At 65.4% G+C, this 13,812-nt stretch carries 14 protein-coding genes and 1 other RNA gene; 7 read left to right on the top strand and 8 right to left on the bottom strand.

The window, feature by feature from the left end; all coding sequences use genetic code 11:
• The first annotated feature begins 102 nt into the window (after positions 1–102).
• The 3 genes from lepA (at position 103) to GPJ75_RS19645 (ending at position 4,238) form a co-directional block, all read left to right on the top strand.
• On the top strand, positions 103–1,911 hold the full coding sequence (lepA, locus tag GPJ75_RS19655) for a translation elongation factor 4 (protein ID WP_163270464.1): 1,809 nt from the start codon (positions 103–105) through the stop codon (positions 1,909–1,911).
• A gap of 504 nt (positions 1,912–2,415) precedes the next feature.
• A complete protein-coding gene (locus GPJ75_RS19650) occupies positions 2,416–3,084 on the top strand; it encodes a hypothetical protein (protein WP_163270462.1) in 669 nt (222 codons plus the stop codon).
• Between the two features lie 659 nt (positions 3,085–3,743).
• A complete protein-coding gene (locus tag GPJ75_RS19645) occupies positions 3,744–4,238 on the top strand; it encodes a hypothetical protein (RefSeq protein ID WP_163270460.1) in 495 nt (164 codons plus the stop codon).
• Here GPJ75_RS19645 and GPJ75_RS19640 read toward each other — a convergent pair.
• The 3 genes from GPJ75_RS19640 to recR all read right to left on the bottom strand — a co-directional run bounded on the left by GPJ75_RS19640 (position 4,208) and on the right by recR (position 6,563).
• Positions 4,208–4,606 carry a Kazal-type serine protease inhibitor domain-containing protein gene (locus GPJ75_RS19640; protein ID WP_163270455.1) on the bottom strand — a complete coding sequence of 133 codons (399 nt, stop codon included), beginning with the start codon at positions 4,604–4,606 and terminating at the stop codon, positions 4,208–4,210. The genes GPJ75_RS19645 and GPJ75_RS19640 overlap by 31 nt on opposite strands.
• 90 nt (positions 4,607–4,696) lie before the next feature.
• Positions 4,697–5,935, bottom strand: coding sequence for a lytic murein transglycosylase (locus tag GPJ75_RS19635; protein ID WP_163270452.1), 1,239 nt, complete (start codon positions 5,933–5,935; stop codon positions 4,697–4,699).
• Between the two features lie 22 nt (positions 5,936–5,957).
• Complete coding sequence (recR, locus tag GPJ75_RS19630; RefSeq protein ID WP_163270450.1) at positions 5,958–6,563, bottom strand: recombination mediator RecR; 606 nt, start codon at positions 6,561–6,563, stop codon at positions 5,958–5,960.
• A gap of 96 nt (positions 6,564–6,659) precedes the next feature.
• On the opposite strand from recR, the gene GPJ75_RS19625 reads away from it, so the two are divergent.
• Positions 6,660–7,163 carry a GNAT family N-acetyltransferase gene (locus GPJ75_RS19625; protein ID WP_163270448.1) on the top strand — a complete coding sequence of 168 codons (504 nt, stop codon included), beginning with the start codon at positions 6,660–6,662 and terminating at the stop codon, positions 7,161–7,163.
• Between the two features lie 4 nt (positions 7,164–7,167).
• Here the strand turns inward: GPJ75_RS19625 and GPJ75_RS19620 are convergent, their stop codons facing one another.
• The 3 genes from GPJ75_RS19620 to ffs form a co-directional block, all read right to left on the bottom strand.
• Positions 7,168–7,491: a YbaB/EbfC family nucleoid-associated protein gene (locus tag GPJ75_RS19620; protein ID WP_159588720.1), complete on the bottom strand. Its 324-nt coding sequence runs from the start codon at positions 7,489–7,491 to the stop codon at positions 7,168–7,170.
• 18 nt (positions 7,492–7,509) lie between these two features.
• Positions 7,510–9,327: a DNA polymerase III subunit gamma/tau gene (locus GPJ75_RS19615; RefSeq protein WP_163270446.1), complete on the bottom strand. Its 1,818-nt coding sequence runs from the start codon at positions 9,325–9,327 to the stop codon at positions 7,510–7,512.
• A gap of 114 nt (positions 9,328–9,441) precedes the next feature.
• An RNA gene (ffs, locus tag GPJ75_RS19610) (signal recognition particle sRNA small type) lies at positions 9,442–9,539 on the bottom strand.
• A 115-nt stretch (positions 9,540–9,654) separates the two neighbouring features.
• Between ffs and GPJ75_RS19605 the strand changes: the two genes are divergently transcribed.
• Together GPJ75_RS19605 and nudC are read left to right on the top strand one after the other, a co-directional pair.
• Positions 9,655–10,092, top strand: coding sequence for an HIT family protein (locus tag GPJ75_RS19605; RefSeq protein WP_163270444.1), 438 nt, complete (start codon positions 9,655–9,657; stop codon positions 10,090–10,092).
• A 40-nt stretch (positions 10,093–10,132) separates the two neighbouring features.
• Positions 10,133–11,065 carry an NAD(+) diphosphatase gene (gene nudC / locus GPJ75_RS19600; RefSeq protein WP_163270442.1) on the top strand — a complete coding sequence of 311 codons (933 nt, stop codon included), beginning with the start codon at positions 10,133–10,135 and terminating at the stop codon, positions 11,063–11,065.
• A 20-nt stretch (positions 11,066–11,085) separates the two neighbouring features.
• Here the strand turns inward: nudC and GPJ75_RS19595 are convergent, their stop codons facing one another.
• Positions 11,086–11,958: a prephenate dehydratase gene (locus GPJ75_RS19595; RefSeq protein ID WP_163270440.1), complete on the bottom strand. Its 873-nt coding sequence runs from the start codon at positions 11,956–11,958 to the stop codon at positions 11,086–11,088.
• Positions 11,959–11,971: 13 nt separating this feature from the next.
• A complete protein-coding gene (locus GPJ75_RS19590; RefSeq protein WP_163270439.1) occupies positions 11,972–12,703 on the bottom strand; it encodes a 3-deoxy-manno-octulosonate cytidylyltransferase in 732 nt (243 codons plus the stop codon).
• A 203-nt stretch (positions 12,704–12,906) separates the two neighbouring features.
• Between GPJ75_RS19590 and GPJ75_RS19585 the strand changes: the two genes are divergently transcribed.
• Complete coding sequence (locus GPJ75_RS19585) at positions 12,907–13,707, top strand: c-type cytochrome (RefSeq protein ID WP_163270438.1); 801 nt, start codon at positions 12,907–12,909, stop codon at positions 13,705–13,707.
• Positions 13,708–13,812: the final 105 nt, after the last annotated feature.

Raw genomic sequence — 13,812 nt, 5'->3', positions numbered from 1 at the left:
CCCTTCGCGCGGCATGGCGGCGGCCGGGCCGCCGCCCCCGCCGCCCCGCGGGTGAAAATCATAGGCTTCCCTTCGCCGCCGCATATCTCTATACGCGCGGCCATGACAGACACGCCCCTTTCCCGTATTCGCAACTTCTCCATCGTCGCCCACATCGACCATGGCAAGTCGACGCTCGCCGACCGGCTCATCCAGATGACGGGCTCGCTCGAAGAGCGTGAGATGAAGGAGCAGGTGCTCGACGCCATGGACATCGAGCGCGAGCGCGGCATCACCATCAAGGCCAACACCGTCCGCCTCGAATACGACGCCAGGGATGGCCAGCACTACGTCCTGAACCTCATCGACACCCCAGGCCATGTCGACTTCGCCTACGAGGTCTCGCGCTCGCTGGCCGCCTGCGAAGGCTCCCTCCTCGTCGTCGACGCCTCTCAAGGCGTGGAAGCCCAGACCCTTGCCAATGTCTACCAGGCGCTCGACAACGACCACGAGATCGTCCCCGTTTTGAACAAGGTGGACCTTCCCGCCGCCGAGCCCGAGCGCATCCGCCAGCAGATCGAGGACGTCATCGGCCTCGACGCCTCGAACGCCGTGATGATCTCCGCCAAGACCGGCCTCGGCGTCGACGAGGTGCTGGAGGCCATCGTCACCCGCCTGCCCCCGCCGCGCGAAGGCGATGCCGAAGCCCCGCTCAAGGCGCTCCTGGTCGATTCATGGTACGATGCCTATCTCGGCGTCATCGTCCTCGTCCGCATTATCGACGGCGTCCTGAAAAAGGGCCAGACCGTGCGCATGATGGGCACCGGCGCCAAATACCCGATCGACCGTGTCGGCGTCATCACCCCCAAGATGGTCATGGTCGATGCGCTGGGCCCCGGCGAGATCGGCTTCATCACCGCCTCTATCAAGGAGGTGGCCGACACCCGCGTCGGCGACACCATCACCGACGACCGCCGCCCCACGCAAAAGGCCCTGCCGGGCTTCAAGCCCGCCCAGCCCGTCGTCTTCTGCGGCCTCTTCCCGGTAGACGCCGCCGATTTCGAAGACCTGCGCGCCGCCGTCGGCAAGCTGCGCCTCAACGACGCCAGCTTCTCCTACGAGATGGAAACCTCCGCCGCCCTCGGCTTCGGCTTCCGCTGCGGCTTCCTCGGCCTCCTCCACCTCGAGATCATCCAGGAGCGGCTCACCCGCGAGTTCGATCTCGACCTGATCGCCACCGCGCCCAGCGTCGTCTACCGGATAAACCTCACCGACGGCTCGCAGATCGAGCTGCACAACCCGGCCGACATGCCGGACGTCATGAAGATCGCCTCGATCGAGGAGCCGTGGATCCGCGCCACGATCATGACCCCCGACGAGTATCTGGGCTCCATCCTGAAGCTCTGCCAGGACCGCCGCGGCATCCAGGCCGACCTGTCCTACGCCGGCAGCCGCGCCATGCTGGTCTACGACCTGCCGCTCAACGAAGTCGTGTTCGATTTCTACGACCGCCTGAAGTCTATCAGCCGCGGCTACGCCTCCTTCGATTACACACTCACCGACTACCGCGAGGGCGACCTCGTCAAGATGTCGATCCTCGTCAACGAGGAGCCCGTCGACGCCCTGTCCATGCTGGTCCACCGCTCCCAGGCCGATCGCCGCGGCCGCGCCATGTGCGAGAAGCTGAAGGAGCTGATCCCGCACCACCTGTTCAAGATCCCCATCCAGGCGGCGATAGGCGGCAAGGTCATCGCCCGCGAAACCATCTCTGCCCTCAGAAAAGACGTGACCGCCAAATGCTACGGCGGCGACGTCACCCGCAAGCGCAAGCTCCTCGACAAGCAGAAAGAGGGCAAGAAGAAGATGCGCCAGTTCGGCAAGGTCGACATCCCCCAGGAGGCGTTCATCCAGGCGCTGAAGATGGGGGATTGAGGCAGACGCCAAGCACCCACCCTCATATTGCGCATGTCGAAGAAACCTGCCTGTTCCTCATCAGCCTCGATCGCGCCTCTTTGGGTAACAACATTTTTCCACTATTTGCGCCAGTTCGGCAAGGTCGACATCCCCCAGGAGGCGTTCATCCAGGCGCTGAAGATGGGGGATTGAGGCAGACGCCAAGCACCCTCGTGGTTCGACAGGCTCACCATGAGGGCTACTGAAGCATAGCGCTCGCCGCCACAGCAGAGCAGGGTGCAAACTCTTTGGCGAACTACTCAAGCGTTAGAAAAGCCCGGGCATCCCAGTAGCCCTCATGGTGAGCCTGTCGAACCACGAGGGCGCTCGGCACCCACCCTCATATTGCGCATGTCGAAGAAACCTGCCTGTTCCTCATCAGCCTCGATCGCGCCTCTTTGGGTAACAACATTTTTCCACTATGCTGCTACTCGGGTTTACGGGAATGAACGCTGGCTCTCAGCAGCATGGGGCGGGTAATCGGTGGCGAGCATACCTGGCTATTGTCCATATTGCGGCTTTATCTTCGATGGCAGCGGCGGAATTCATATCGAGAACAGCCTCAATGTCACAGTGACAGGCAGTCGTATGACTTGTCCCAACTGTGGGCAAATGGCTTTCCTTGTCGACGGTACGTTTAGCGAGCGCGGTCGAGGTCTTGAGCTTGTTTCCGGACCTCCGTTAACACGGATGATACTTGATCAGCTCCAAGAGATCGCTCGGAAAGCTCAGGCTCAGGAAATAACACCCGAAGAAGTTATCCAGCAGGCCGAAACTATAGACCCGCAATTGGGGAAAATTCTCAAGAATGTTCCTCTCGCATCAGTAATTTCAATTTTCATTGCGCTAGTTGCTCTTTATCTCTCTTACGAAGGCAACCGGTCGTCTAGTGAGTTTCAAACTAAGGCTCTCGAAATTCTTGAAAGGCAGGCATATGCGGTTGAGGAGGTCGCACGCTCGGTTCGTTCATCGCAAGAACAAGAAGTGCACAAGACTAAGCGTAACAGGTTAGCTAAGCCAAAATCAGTGAAGGCTCCGCCATCTGTAAAGAACTCAACGCGACGTCGCGACGTGAATAAAGCCCGTCGTGAAGCGCTCAAAGAACGCCGACGTATGTTCCCGCGCCGTATTCAACATAAACCTTCCTTCTAGTTCCGGTCGGACTGCGGAAGGAGTCTTGCCTGTCCCTTGATCATCTCCGAGCGTAGCCCGAGGACGATGCCTGAGCGCAGGCGAAGCCCGCTAGCAGGCGAAACCTATACTCCTCTAGGCGTGGATAAAATCCACCCCTCCTTCCCCCCAACCCATTGATCCCCCTACATTTCCAAATTTTTTCACCCCCATTTTATCCCCGCTCCCCCGCCTTCCCCTATCATGCTCCCCGTCCCTCCCGCGGGAACGTGGATCGCGACGGCGGTCTCGCGGGGAGGGGCCGGCGCCTCCGGCGGGCCGCTAACGTGGCGGCCGGCCCGGGGAGGCTCCGCCCAAGGGTTCCCCTGCCGCCACTACGGGCGGCGCGTGCCGGACGGTGCACTTTAAAAGGGAGCCGGGGAGACGGGGGCGCGGAGCGCCCTGTCGTGGAAGGCTCAAAGCCTTCCGGATCCGGCTTCGTGGAAGCGGAACGGGCGGAGACTTAAGAACGCCGGACGGGCGGCCCGAGGGTCGCGAAAATAATTTGACTGGCGACACGAAGGCCGCCCGTCTCCCCAAACTGCCCACCCACCCGCCGGCCCACCGGCGGGAAGGAAAAGCGCGTGCCCGCAATCTCCCGAAACACGAAGGACCCGAAACACGAAGGAAAGGAAGCCGCGATGGACGGACCCGAAAACCCCGACGAAAGGAACCCGGTCGAAGGCGCGTATAACTGGTATCCCCTTTTCAAGGTGCCGCCGATGGAGCGCTCCGCCTGGCGCACCGACGAGCAATGGGCGATCTTCGAGCGCGACCGCGCCGAGCATTACGACAAGCTCGGCATCTATCTGCGGCTGTTCCAGGCGCTCTGCGCGACGCTCGGCTCCCACCACACCTGCCGCATCGGCAAGTGCCGCCGCAACCGCGATTGCCTCGGCCGCCGCCCGGAGGACGACTGGAGCTTCCCGCTGAAACCCCTGATCCCGCCCTGCGTGCCGCTCGACCCGGAGATCATCGAGCCACTGCGAGACGAGATCAGGCACGAGCTTGAGCGCATGGCGGGACAGCGCCCACCGAGAAAGGCCAGCCCGCACCCCCCGCGAAAAGGCAGGCGGCCCCGGCGGGGTGCCCCGCCTGGCTCACCTCAGCACTCGCCAGGCCCGAGGATGCGGTAATCGGCGGCCTCCGCCTCGCAGGCGTTGCCGAACGTGCGCAGCCGGTTGCCGCGCCGGGCGCAGACGGGTGCGTATTCCCTGGTGCAGAATTGCGGCCGGTCGGGCCGGGGCGGCCGGATCGACTGGGCCCGGCATTCGCCCCGGTGCAGCGGGCTGTAGCCGTCGGCCCGCGCGAAGCAGGCGTTGGGGAAGGTGCGCAGGCGCTCGCCGCGGCGGGCGCAGACGGGTGCGTATTCCTGGGTGCAGATTTGCGGGCGCGGCGGGCGCGGGCGCTCGGTCCCCTCTTCGACGACGACGGTGCAGGCGGACAGGATGACGCCGGCAAAGGCGATGACGCCAAGGCCTGCGAGCGGTTTGAAGCGATTCACGGGAGACCCTCCTTTGGATTCTGCCTGAAAACCCGAATACTGCCTGAAAAAATACAGTACGCGATGCCCCCGCCCGGTAACCGGGGCAGCTTATCCGAGTTGCCGCGCCAGGTCTCTATCGGGAAAGCAGGTGGCGGCCTGGCCCGCCTTCGCCTGCCACCGGCCGATGGAGCGCCGCGTCTTGAAGCCGGCAAGCCCGTCGGCGCCGCCGACATCGTGGCCTTGGCGTTCCAGCGCCCGCTGCATGGCGGCGATATCGGCACGGCTCAAGCCGTCGACACGGCTCCACCCGGTGGCAAAGGCCATGTCCCCATACATGATGCGGTCGCCCGCATGGCCGACGAAGAGCGCGTAGAGGTCGCTCTCGTTATAATCCTTCAGCCGGTAAAAGTTCGGCGTCACGATGAAGGCCGGCCCCAGCCGGCCCGCCGGCATCATCAGATAGCCCTCGCCCTCAATCTCGTGCGCTGGAAAGGCCTTGCCGCCCACGCGGGCGATCCCCGCCGCCGCCCAGTCGGCGATGCGCCGGCCCCGGTCCGGCCCCTCCTCGGCGCAGGAGATGCCCTGCGGCACCGTCACCTCGAAGCCCCAGTCGCGCCCGCGCACCCAGCCGTGGCTAGCAAGGTAATTGGCGATGGAGGCAAGCGTGTCGGGCACCGAGTTCCAGATGTCGGCCCGCCCGTCACCGTCGAAATCGACCGCGTATTTCAGGTAGGAGGACGGCAGGAACTGCGGTTGCCCCATGGCGCCGGCCCAGGACGAGCGCATCGTCTGCGGCCCCACGCCCCGCTTTTCCACCATTTCCAGCGCCGCCAGCACCTCCTCGCGGAACATCTCCTTGCGCGTCGCGAGGAAAGCCTTGGTTCCCAGCACCTCGAAAGCGTTGTGCGGGATCTTGGCAGCGCCAAAGCCCGATTCGCGCCCCCAGATCGCCAGCACGATGCCGCGCGGCACCCCAAAGCGCTTCTCGATCGCCGCAAGCGTCGCCGCATGCTGGCTGACCAACCGCCTGCCGCCCGAAACCACGCCGCCGATATGGTCGAAATAGGCCGACGGCGCCCGGAACTCGGCCTGGTGCTGCGCGGTGGCCCGCGGCGCGCTCTCGCCCGGCATCACCAGGTCCGGCAGTTCCAGATTGGGCCGCACGCCGGCGAAGGCGGCGTTGAAGGTGGCGGGCGAGATGCCGCGCACGCGGGCCTCCGGCCACAGGTCGGCCTGAAGCCATTGGGCGAAGAGGTTGGAGACGTTCTGTGCCGTGGCAGGGGAGGGGGCGATGAAGGATGAAAATACGACGAGGACGACAGTCAGGATTGGCGTCAGTCTACTCATTCCCTCCTCCCGCGCTTCCGCGTCAAAACACCGTACGCGATTTCAGCGCCGCGGCAAGCGTGCCCTCGTCGAGGTAGTCGAGCTCCCCGCCCACCGGCACGCCGTGCGCCAGACGTGTCACCTTCACCCCCATATCGGCCATCTGGTCGGTGATGTAATGGGCGGTCGTCTGCCCCTCGACGGTGGCGTTGACGGCGAGGATGATCTCGGCAATGCCGCCCTCGGCAACGCGATTCACCAGCCCTGCGATGTTGAGGTCGTCCGGCCCGACGCCGTCGAGCGGCGACAGCGTGCCACCCAGCACGTGGTAGCGCACGTTCATCGCCGCCGCGCGCTCCAGCGCCCAGAGGTCGGCAACGTCCTCCACCACGATCAGCGTCGCCGCATCGCGCCGCGGGTCGGTGCAGATGGAGCAGGGGTCGGCGGTATCGACGTTGCCGCAGACCGAGCACACCCGCACCTTCTCCAGCGCCTCGTTCATCGCCGCCGAAAGCGGCTCGAAGAGCTGTTCCTTCTTTTTGATCAGGTGCAGTGCCGCCCGCCTGGCCGAGCGCGGCCCCAGCCCCGGCACCTTGGCCAGGAGCTGTATCAGGCGTTCGATCTCGGGGCCGGCGATTCGCTTGGACATGAGGACGGTTTAACCGGGAACGAAAGAATTGGGTAGCGCCTGCACCGCCGTTGGCTATGCTGCCGGGCGGCTCCAAACGCCGAGGAGACGCCCGCCATGGCCGATATCGCCATCCGTGTCGCCACGCCCGGCGACCTCGACATTTTGTCGGACCTCATCGCCGCTTCCTACGCCACACTCGCCGACGGCTCCTACGAGCCGGAGAAGCTTGCAAAGGCCCTCCCGATCATGTCGCAGGCGAACCCGAAGCTGCTTGCAAGCGGCACCTATTTCGTCGTCGTGGCGGATGGCGAGCCGGCCGGCTGCGGCGGCTGGACGATGGAGAAGCCCGGCACCGGCGAGATCGAGGAGGGCGTGGCGCATATCCGCCATTTCGCCACGCATCCCGCACATCTGCGCAAGGGCATTGCGCGTATGCTCGTCGAGCGTTGCCTTGCCGAAGCGGCCGCTGCCGGCATGCGCCTCATCAAGAGCCAGTCCACCCTGCCGGCGGAAAGGTTCTACGCATCGGTCGGCTTCCGGCCCATCCGCCGCATCGAGGTCGAGTTCGCCCCCGGCATCGCCCTCCCGGCAGTCGAGATGGAGCGGGAAATCCCCTGACATCTCAAAAGGGCAGCTTCATTCCCGGCGGGATCGGCAGGCCGGCCGTCATCTCCTCGGTCTTCTTCTTCATCTCCGTTTCGACCTTCGCCTTGGCGTCGTTGTGGGCGGCCAGGATCAGATCCTCGAGGATCTCCACGTCGTCCTCCTTGAAGAGCGAGGGGTCGATATGGAGCTTCTTCATCTCGAAGCGGCCCGAGAGCACCACCTTGACGGCGCCGCCGCCGGATTGGCCCTCGGCCTCCATGGTGGCGATCTCTTCCTGCATGGCCTGGAATTTGGCCTGCATCTCCTTGGCCTTGCTCATCATGCCCATCAGGTCGCGCATGTTCGTCTCCAATCGCGCTTAGATATCATCGTCTTCGGCGTCCGGCTCGGGCGGCACGGCATCGCCGGTCGCCTCTTCCGCCACCGCGTCGGGAATGCGCACATCCAGGATGCGCGCACCGGGAAAGCTTTGCAGGATGGCGGCCACGGCCGGGTCGGCGCGCGCGTCGGCGAGCGCGGTTTCGCGGCGGCCGTTCTCCTCCTCGGCCAGCGTCTTGCCGCCCGCCTCGCGCGACAGCGAGACGATCCAGCGTCGGCCGGTCCATTTCTGCAGGCGGTTCGTCAGATCGTTCAGAAGCGTCTTCGGCGCGTCCTCCGTCAGGTTGACGGCAAGCCTTTCCGGCTCGATGCGCACGAGACGGACGCAGCGCTTGAACTGCACCTTGAAGGCCATGTCGCGGTTGGCCTCCGCCAACTCCGCGATGTCGGCCAGCGACGTCAGCGGAACCGTCTCCGGTTCGGGGTCGGGGGCTGCCGCGGGTGCGGGCGCCTCCTCTTCCCGCGGCGCCTCGCGCACCAGCCGCATGGTCTGCCCGCCGCCGCTTGCCGGCATGCGTGCGGAGGCGACCGCCTGCGCGCCGCCGTTGCCTGCGGGCGCAGCGGCCGGGGCAGCGGCTGCCTGGCCCGACGGCGCATGTGTGCCCGCCGTCCCGGCAGGCACATCCTCCAGCGCCTTCAATGCCTCGTCGAGGGTGGGCAGATCGGCGGCGTGCGCGATGCGGATCAGCACCATCTCGCCGGCCGCCACCGGCGTGTTGGACGACTGCACTTCCTGGATGCCCTTGAGCAGCATCTGCCAGGCGCGCGAGAGAACGCGCACGGAGAGCGCCTTGGAAAACGCCAGCCCGCGCTCGCGCTCGGCCTCCGACAGCGCGGCATCGCCCGCAGCCTCCGGCACGAAGCGCAGCCGCGTGACCAGATGGTTGAATTGGGCAAGGTCGGTCAGCACCGTGGCCGGGTCCGCGCCGGTGTCGTACTGGGCGCGGAATTCGGCCAGCGCCGCGGCGACATCGCCCTTCATCAGATGCTCGAACAGGTCGATGACGCGGGCGCGGTCGGCAAGGCCCAGCATGTCGCGCACGGTCTCGGCCGTCACCTTGCCGGAGGAATGCGCGATCGCCTGGTCGAAGATCGACTGCGCGTCGCGCATGGAGCCTTCGGCGGCACGGGCGATCATCGCCAGCGCCTCGTCCTCCGCCTCGACACCCTCAAGCCCGCCGATGCGGGAAAGGTCGGTCTTGATCACCGCCGCATCGATGCGCCTCAAGTCGAAGCGCTGACAGCGCGACAGGATGGTGATCGGGACCTTGCGGATTTCTGTGGTGGCGAAGATGAACTTCACATGCGGCGGCGGCTCTTCCAGCGTCTTCAACAGGCCGTTGAAGGCCTGGTTGGAGAGCATGTGAACCTCGTCGATGATGTAGACCTTGTAGCGCGCCGAGACCGGTGCGTAGCGCACCTGTTCGATGATGTCGCGGATATCGTCGATGCCCGTATGCGAGGCGGCGTCCATCTCGATCACGTCGACATGGCGGCCTTCCAGGATGGCCTCGCAGTGCTCGCCAAGCGTCTCGAGATTGATCGAGGGCTGGTCGACCGTGTCGGTCTTGTAGTTCAGCGCGCGCGCCAGGATGCGCGCCGTCGTCGTCTTGCCCACTCCGCGCACGCCTGTCAGCATCCATGCCTGGGCGATGCGCCCGGCGGAGAAGGCGTTGGTGAGCGTGCGCACCATCGGCTCCTGGCCGATGAGGGCGGAAAAGTCGCGCGGGCGATATTTGCGCGCCAGGACCCGGTAGGCGCCGGCCTTGGCCTTGTCCGTCTGCCCGGCGTCGTTCATAGGCTTGTCGCGCTCCCGTGGTCGGCGTTGCGGAAGGGGGGAATCTCCACCGCTCGATTGCGGCGAGTTTCCCCTTCGAGGCGTTGCCGCGTCAATGGTGCAGCGTGGAAAAAGGTGGGAGGCTGGCACGGTGACCCGTGCCGAAGCTCGTTAGGGCTGCTTCCTTCCGGACCTGACCCGGTTGGCGAGTGGCGCGTCCACCACCAACCTCCCGCGCCCCATATCGTCAATCGCGCCGGCAAATGCAAGGGCATTCGGGATCGAAGGAAGGGCTTGCAGCGGCGCCAGACGCACTCTAGCCTTCGTTCCAGGACAAGGGAGAGAGCATTGCTTCCGGGCAAAAAGCGAGGATTCGCGCTCGACGCGCGGCTGGAGGAGGAGAGTCTGCCCGTCGTGTGGCTGGGTCTGTGCGACCTGCGTATCCGCGACGACAGGCGGTGGCCGTGGCTCCTGCTGATCCCGCAGCGGCCGGGCATCGAGGAGATCCACGATCTCACCCCGCTCGACCAGGCGATGCTGAGCTTCGAGACCAACCTGGTGTCGAAGACGCTGAAGGAATTGACGGGCTGCACCAAGATCAACTGTGCGGCGCTCGGCAACATCGTGCGCCAACTGCACGTGCACGTGATCGCGCGCAGCGAGGGCGACCCCGGCTGGCCGGGCCCGGTGTGGGGGCACGGGGTGCGCGAGCCTTACCGCCGGGAGGACCTGCACCAATTCGCCGAGAAGATACGCGGCCGGCTCGGCGGCGACACCGGACAATGATGAGGCCCAATATGATGAGGCCCGACATGATGAGGAACGCATGAATTTCGCTCCGCCGGAGGCGCAGGCCGAAACGCAAATAGCCTTCACCGGCAACCTCATCGACCCGCAGTCCGAACATCGTACCGACGACGCCGCCGGGAAAGCCCTTAAGGATCCCGTCGCCCGGCTGATGCTGGTGCGGGAGGGGCGCCTGTGCCTGAAGGTGGAGGACGGCGCCTTCGCCCCCTATTTCTCGATGGCTGAAGCGGACGCCCTGGAAGCGCGCTTTGGCGATGCCGTGCTGCTTGGCCGCACGGCCCACGGTCCGGTGCTGGCGGCGCCCTACGACCGCGAGAAGGAGGCGTTGCCCGACAATCTCAAGGCCATCGACTTCCGCTCGGTCTACATCCAGGGCCTTCTTGGCGGCGAAGACCTCGGCGCGCTGGCGCAGGGTGCTGCCCTTCTTTCCTGGCATGAGAGCCACCGCTTCTGCGGGCGCTGCGGCGGAGAGACCGTGATGCGCGCCGGCGGCTACCGGCGCTTCTGCGCGGCATGCGGGCGCGAGCACTTCCCGCGTACCGACCCCGTCGCCATCATGCTGGCGGTCAAGGGGGACGAATGCCTGCTCGGCCGCAGCCCGCATTTTGCGCCCGGCATGTATTCCTGCCTCGCCGGCTTCATCGAGCCCGGCGAGACCATTGAGAACGCGGTGCGGCGCGAGACGTTCGAGGAGGCGGGCATCCGCGTTGGCCGCGTGACCTACCAGGCGAGCCAGCCCTGGCCGTTTCCCTATTCACTGATGATCGGCTGCATCGCCGAGGCCGTCAGCGAGAAGGTGGACCCGGACCTGAGCGAGTTGGAGGGCTGCCGCTGGTTCAGCCGCGAGGAAGTACACCGCATGCTTGCCGGCACCCACGAAGCGGGGCTGATGACACCCCCGAAAGGCGCCATTGCGCGGCATCTGATCGGCGGTTGGGTGGGGCGGGGGTAAGGGCCCACGGCATCCCGCCGCTAATCCTCGTCCTCGCTCTGCGTGGCGCGGAAGGGGTGGGCTGCGTAGACGCCGAGGATGCGCACCTCGCGCGAGAAGAAGCTGAGTTCTTCAAGTGCCAGCGCCACCCCGCGGTCTTCGGGGTGGCCCTCGATGTCGGCATAGAACAGCGTGGAGAAGAACTTGCCGCCGAGCTGGTAGCTTTCCAGCTTGGTCATGTTGACGCCGTTGGTGGCGAAGCCGCCCATGGCCTTGTAGAGCGCGGCCGGCACGTTGCGCACGCGGAAGATGAAGGTCGTGATCATCGGCTGGTCCGGTGTCGCGCGCTTCGCCCATTGCCGCTCCTTCGACAAGACCACGAAGCGGGTGACGTTGTTGTCCGTGTCGTCGACATCCTCGGCGAGGATGTCGAGGCCGTAGAGCTCGGCCGCCAGGCGCGGGGCAAGGGCTGCGTTGGCGCGCACCTTCTCTTCCGCCACGAAGCGCGCGGCACCTGCCGTGTCGCCTGCCACCATTGGCTTCCAGCGATGCTTGCGGATGATCTTGCGGCATTGGCCAAGCGCATGGATATGGCTGTAGACGGCCTTGATCTCCGATTGCTCCACTCCCGGCAGCACCATGAGCTGGAAGCGGATGGGCAGGAAATACTCGCCGACGATGAAGAGCTTGGATTGAGGCAACAGGTGGTGGATGTCGGCCACGCGGCCGGCGATGGTGTTTTCGATGGGGATCATGGCGAGATCGGCCTTGCCGGTCTCCACCGCGTTGAACGCGTCCTCGAAGGTGGCACAGGGCAGCGGCTCCATGTCGGGGAACATGTTGCGGCATGCCGTATCGGAGTTGGCCCCCGGCTCCCCTTGGAAAGCGATCCTGTTGGTCGTGCTCGGCCTCATCTCATATCCGCCCTTATGTCAAAATCGCCCTGGCGCGCTCCAGGTCCGCCTGCGTGTCGACGCCGAGCGGCACCGAGCGCACGATCTCGGCATCGATGCGCATGCCCGCCTCCAGCGCACGCAACTGTTCCAGGCTCTCACGCATCTCCAGCGTCGAGGGCCCGAGCGCGACGAAACGTTCGAGCGCTGCGCGGCGGTAGGCATAGATGCCGACGTGATGGTAAAGCGGCCCCTCGCCCCACGGGGCGGTGGCACGCGTGAAATAAAGGGCGCGCAGCCGCGATGACGCGGCATCGAGCGGCGTGCCGACGATCTTCACCACGCTCGGGGCGGTCTTTTCTTCTTCGTCCACAATTTCCACACCCAGCGTGCCGATGTCGACGGCGCCGTTTTCCAGCGGGCGCAGGACGGCGTGGATGTCGGCGGGGGGGATCGTCGGCAGGTCGCCTTGGAGATTGACGACGATCTCCGCCTCATGGCCGGGATCGACGATGCCGAGTGCCTCGAAGATGCGGTCGGATCCTGACTGGTGATCGCCGTGGGTCAGCACCGCCTCGATGCCTTCAGCCTTTAGGGCTGCAACGATTTCCGGTGTGTCCGTCGCCACCACCACACGTCCGACGCCGCTTTCCAGCGCCCTTGCCGCTACCTGGGCAATCATCGGCTTTCCGGCGATATCGGCCAGTGGCTTTCCGGGCAGCCGCGTCGATGCCATGCGGGCGGGGATAAGAACGATCACTGTCATGGAAGGATGGGCCGGTCTCGCGGGCTTGAAGGAAAGTGGCAAAACGTCTCACTCGCGACAGCCTTATATGTGTTGCAACGCTGAAGCAAAAGACCTAGTTTCCGCGCGATTTTACCGGCAACGGCCGAACGCGGGGGACACGGGAGCGGTGCAGACGACGCCGCCTCGCCGCGGGCGTCCGGATAAAGGGAGCCCCTGGGCGAATGGACTCGTTCGAACTCAACAAGATCATCGGTGCGCTTCTCGGCGTCGTTTTCGTCGTTTTCTCCGTCAACCTGCTTTCCGACGCCATCTTTCACTCTCCCGCACCGGAGACGCCGGGCTACGCCATCGTCGTGCCCGAGGGTGAGGGTGAGGGCGAGGGTGGCGAGGGCGGCGGCGGCGAGGCGCCCGAATCGGTGCTGCCGCTTCTCGCGGATGCCGATCCTTCCGCCGGTGAGGGCGTGTTCAAGCGTTGCCAGGCCTGCCACACGGCAGAGGAGGGTGGGCCCAACAAGGTCGGGCCGAACCTTTGGGGCATCGTTGACCGTCCGGTCGCCAGCCACGACGGCTTCAGCTATTCCGCGGGTATGCAGGAATATGCGCAGGGAGGCGAGACCGTCTGGAACTATGAGAATCTGGACCACTTCCTGACCAATCCAAAGGGCGAGGTGTCGGGCACGGCGATGGCCTTTGCCGGGCTGAAGAGCGTCGACGACCGTGCCAACGTCATCGCCTATCTGCGCACGCTCTCCAACGAGCCGGCACCCCTTCCCGAAGCCCCGGCCGAAGGCGAAGGAGAGGCCGGCGACGACGGGCAGGCGACCGACGAAGGGCAGGCCGCACCCGCCGAGACCGGCGCACAGGAGGCCCCCGCCCAGGGTGGCGCGCAGGCGGCTCCCATGGAAGATGGCGCCGAAGAGGCTCCCGCGGAGCAGCAGGAGACCGGAACGGAAGAAGGCGCCAATGGCGGCGAGGCCGCCGCGCCTGCCGAAGAGGAGCAGCCGGCGGCAGCCGATCAGTGAGTAGCGCCGCGGTTCCCGATCATGAAAAAGCCGGCTTCGTGCCGGCTTTTTGATTTCTAGTGGTCTGACCCAAACAGATGGTACCCATCTGTTTGGAAAAGTCAG

This window comes from Chelativorans alearensis, assembly GCF_010993735.1.
In the GTDB taxonomy this organism is placed as follows: Bacteria; Pseudomonadota; Alphaproteobacteria; order Rhizobiales; family Rhizobiaceae; genus Chelativorans; species Chelativorans alearense.
This window is presented reverse-complemented; position numbering and strand designations above follow the sequence as displayed.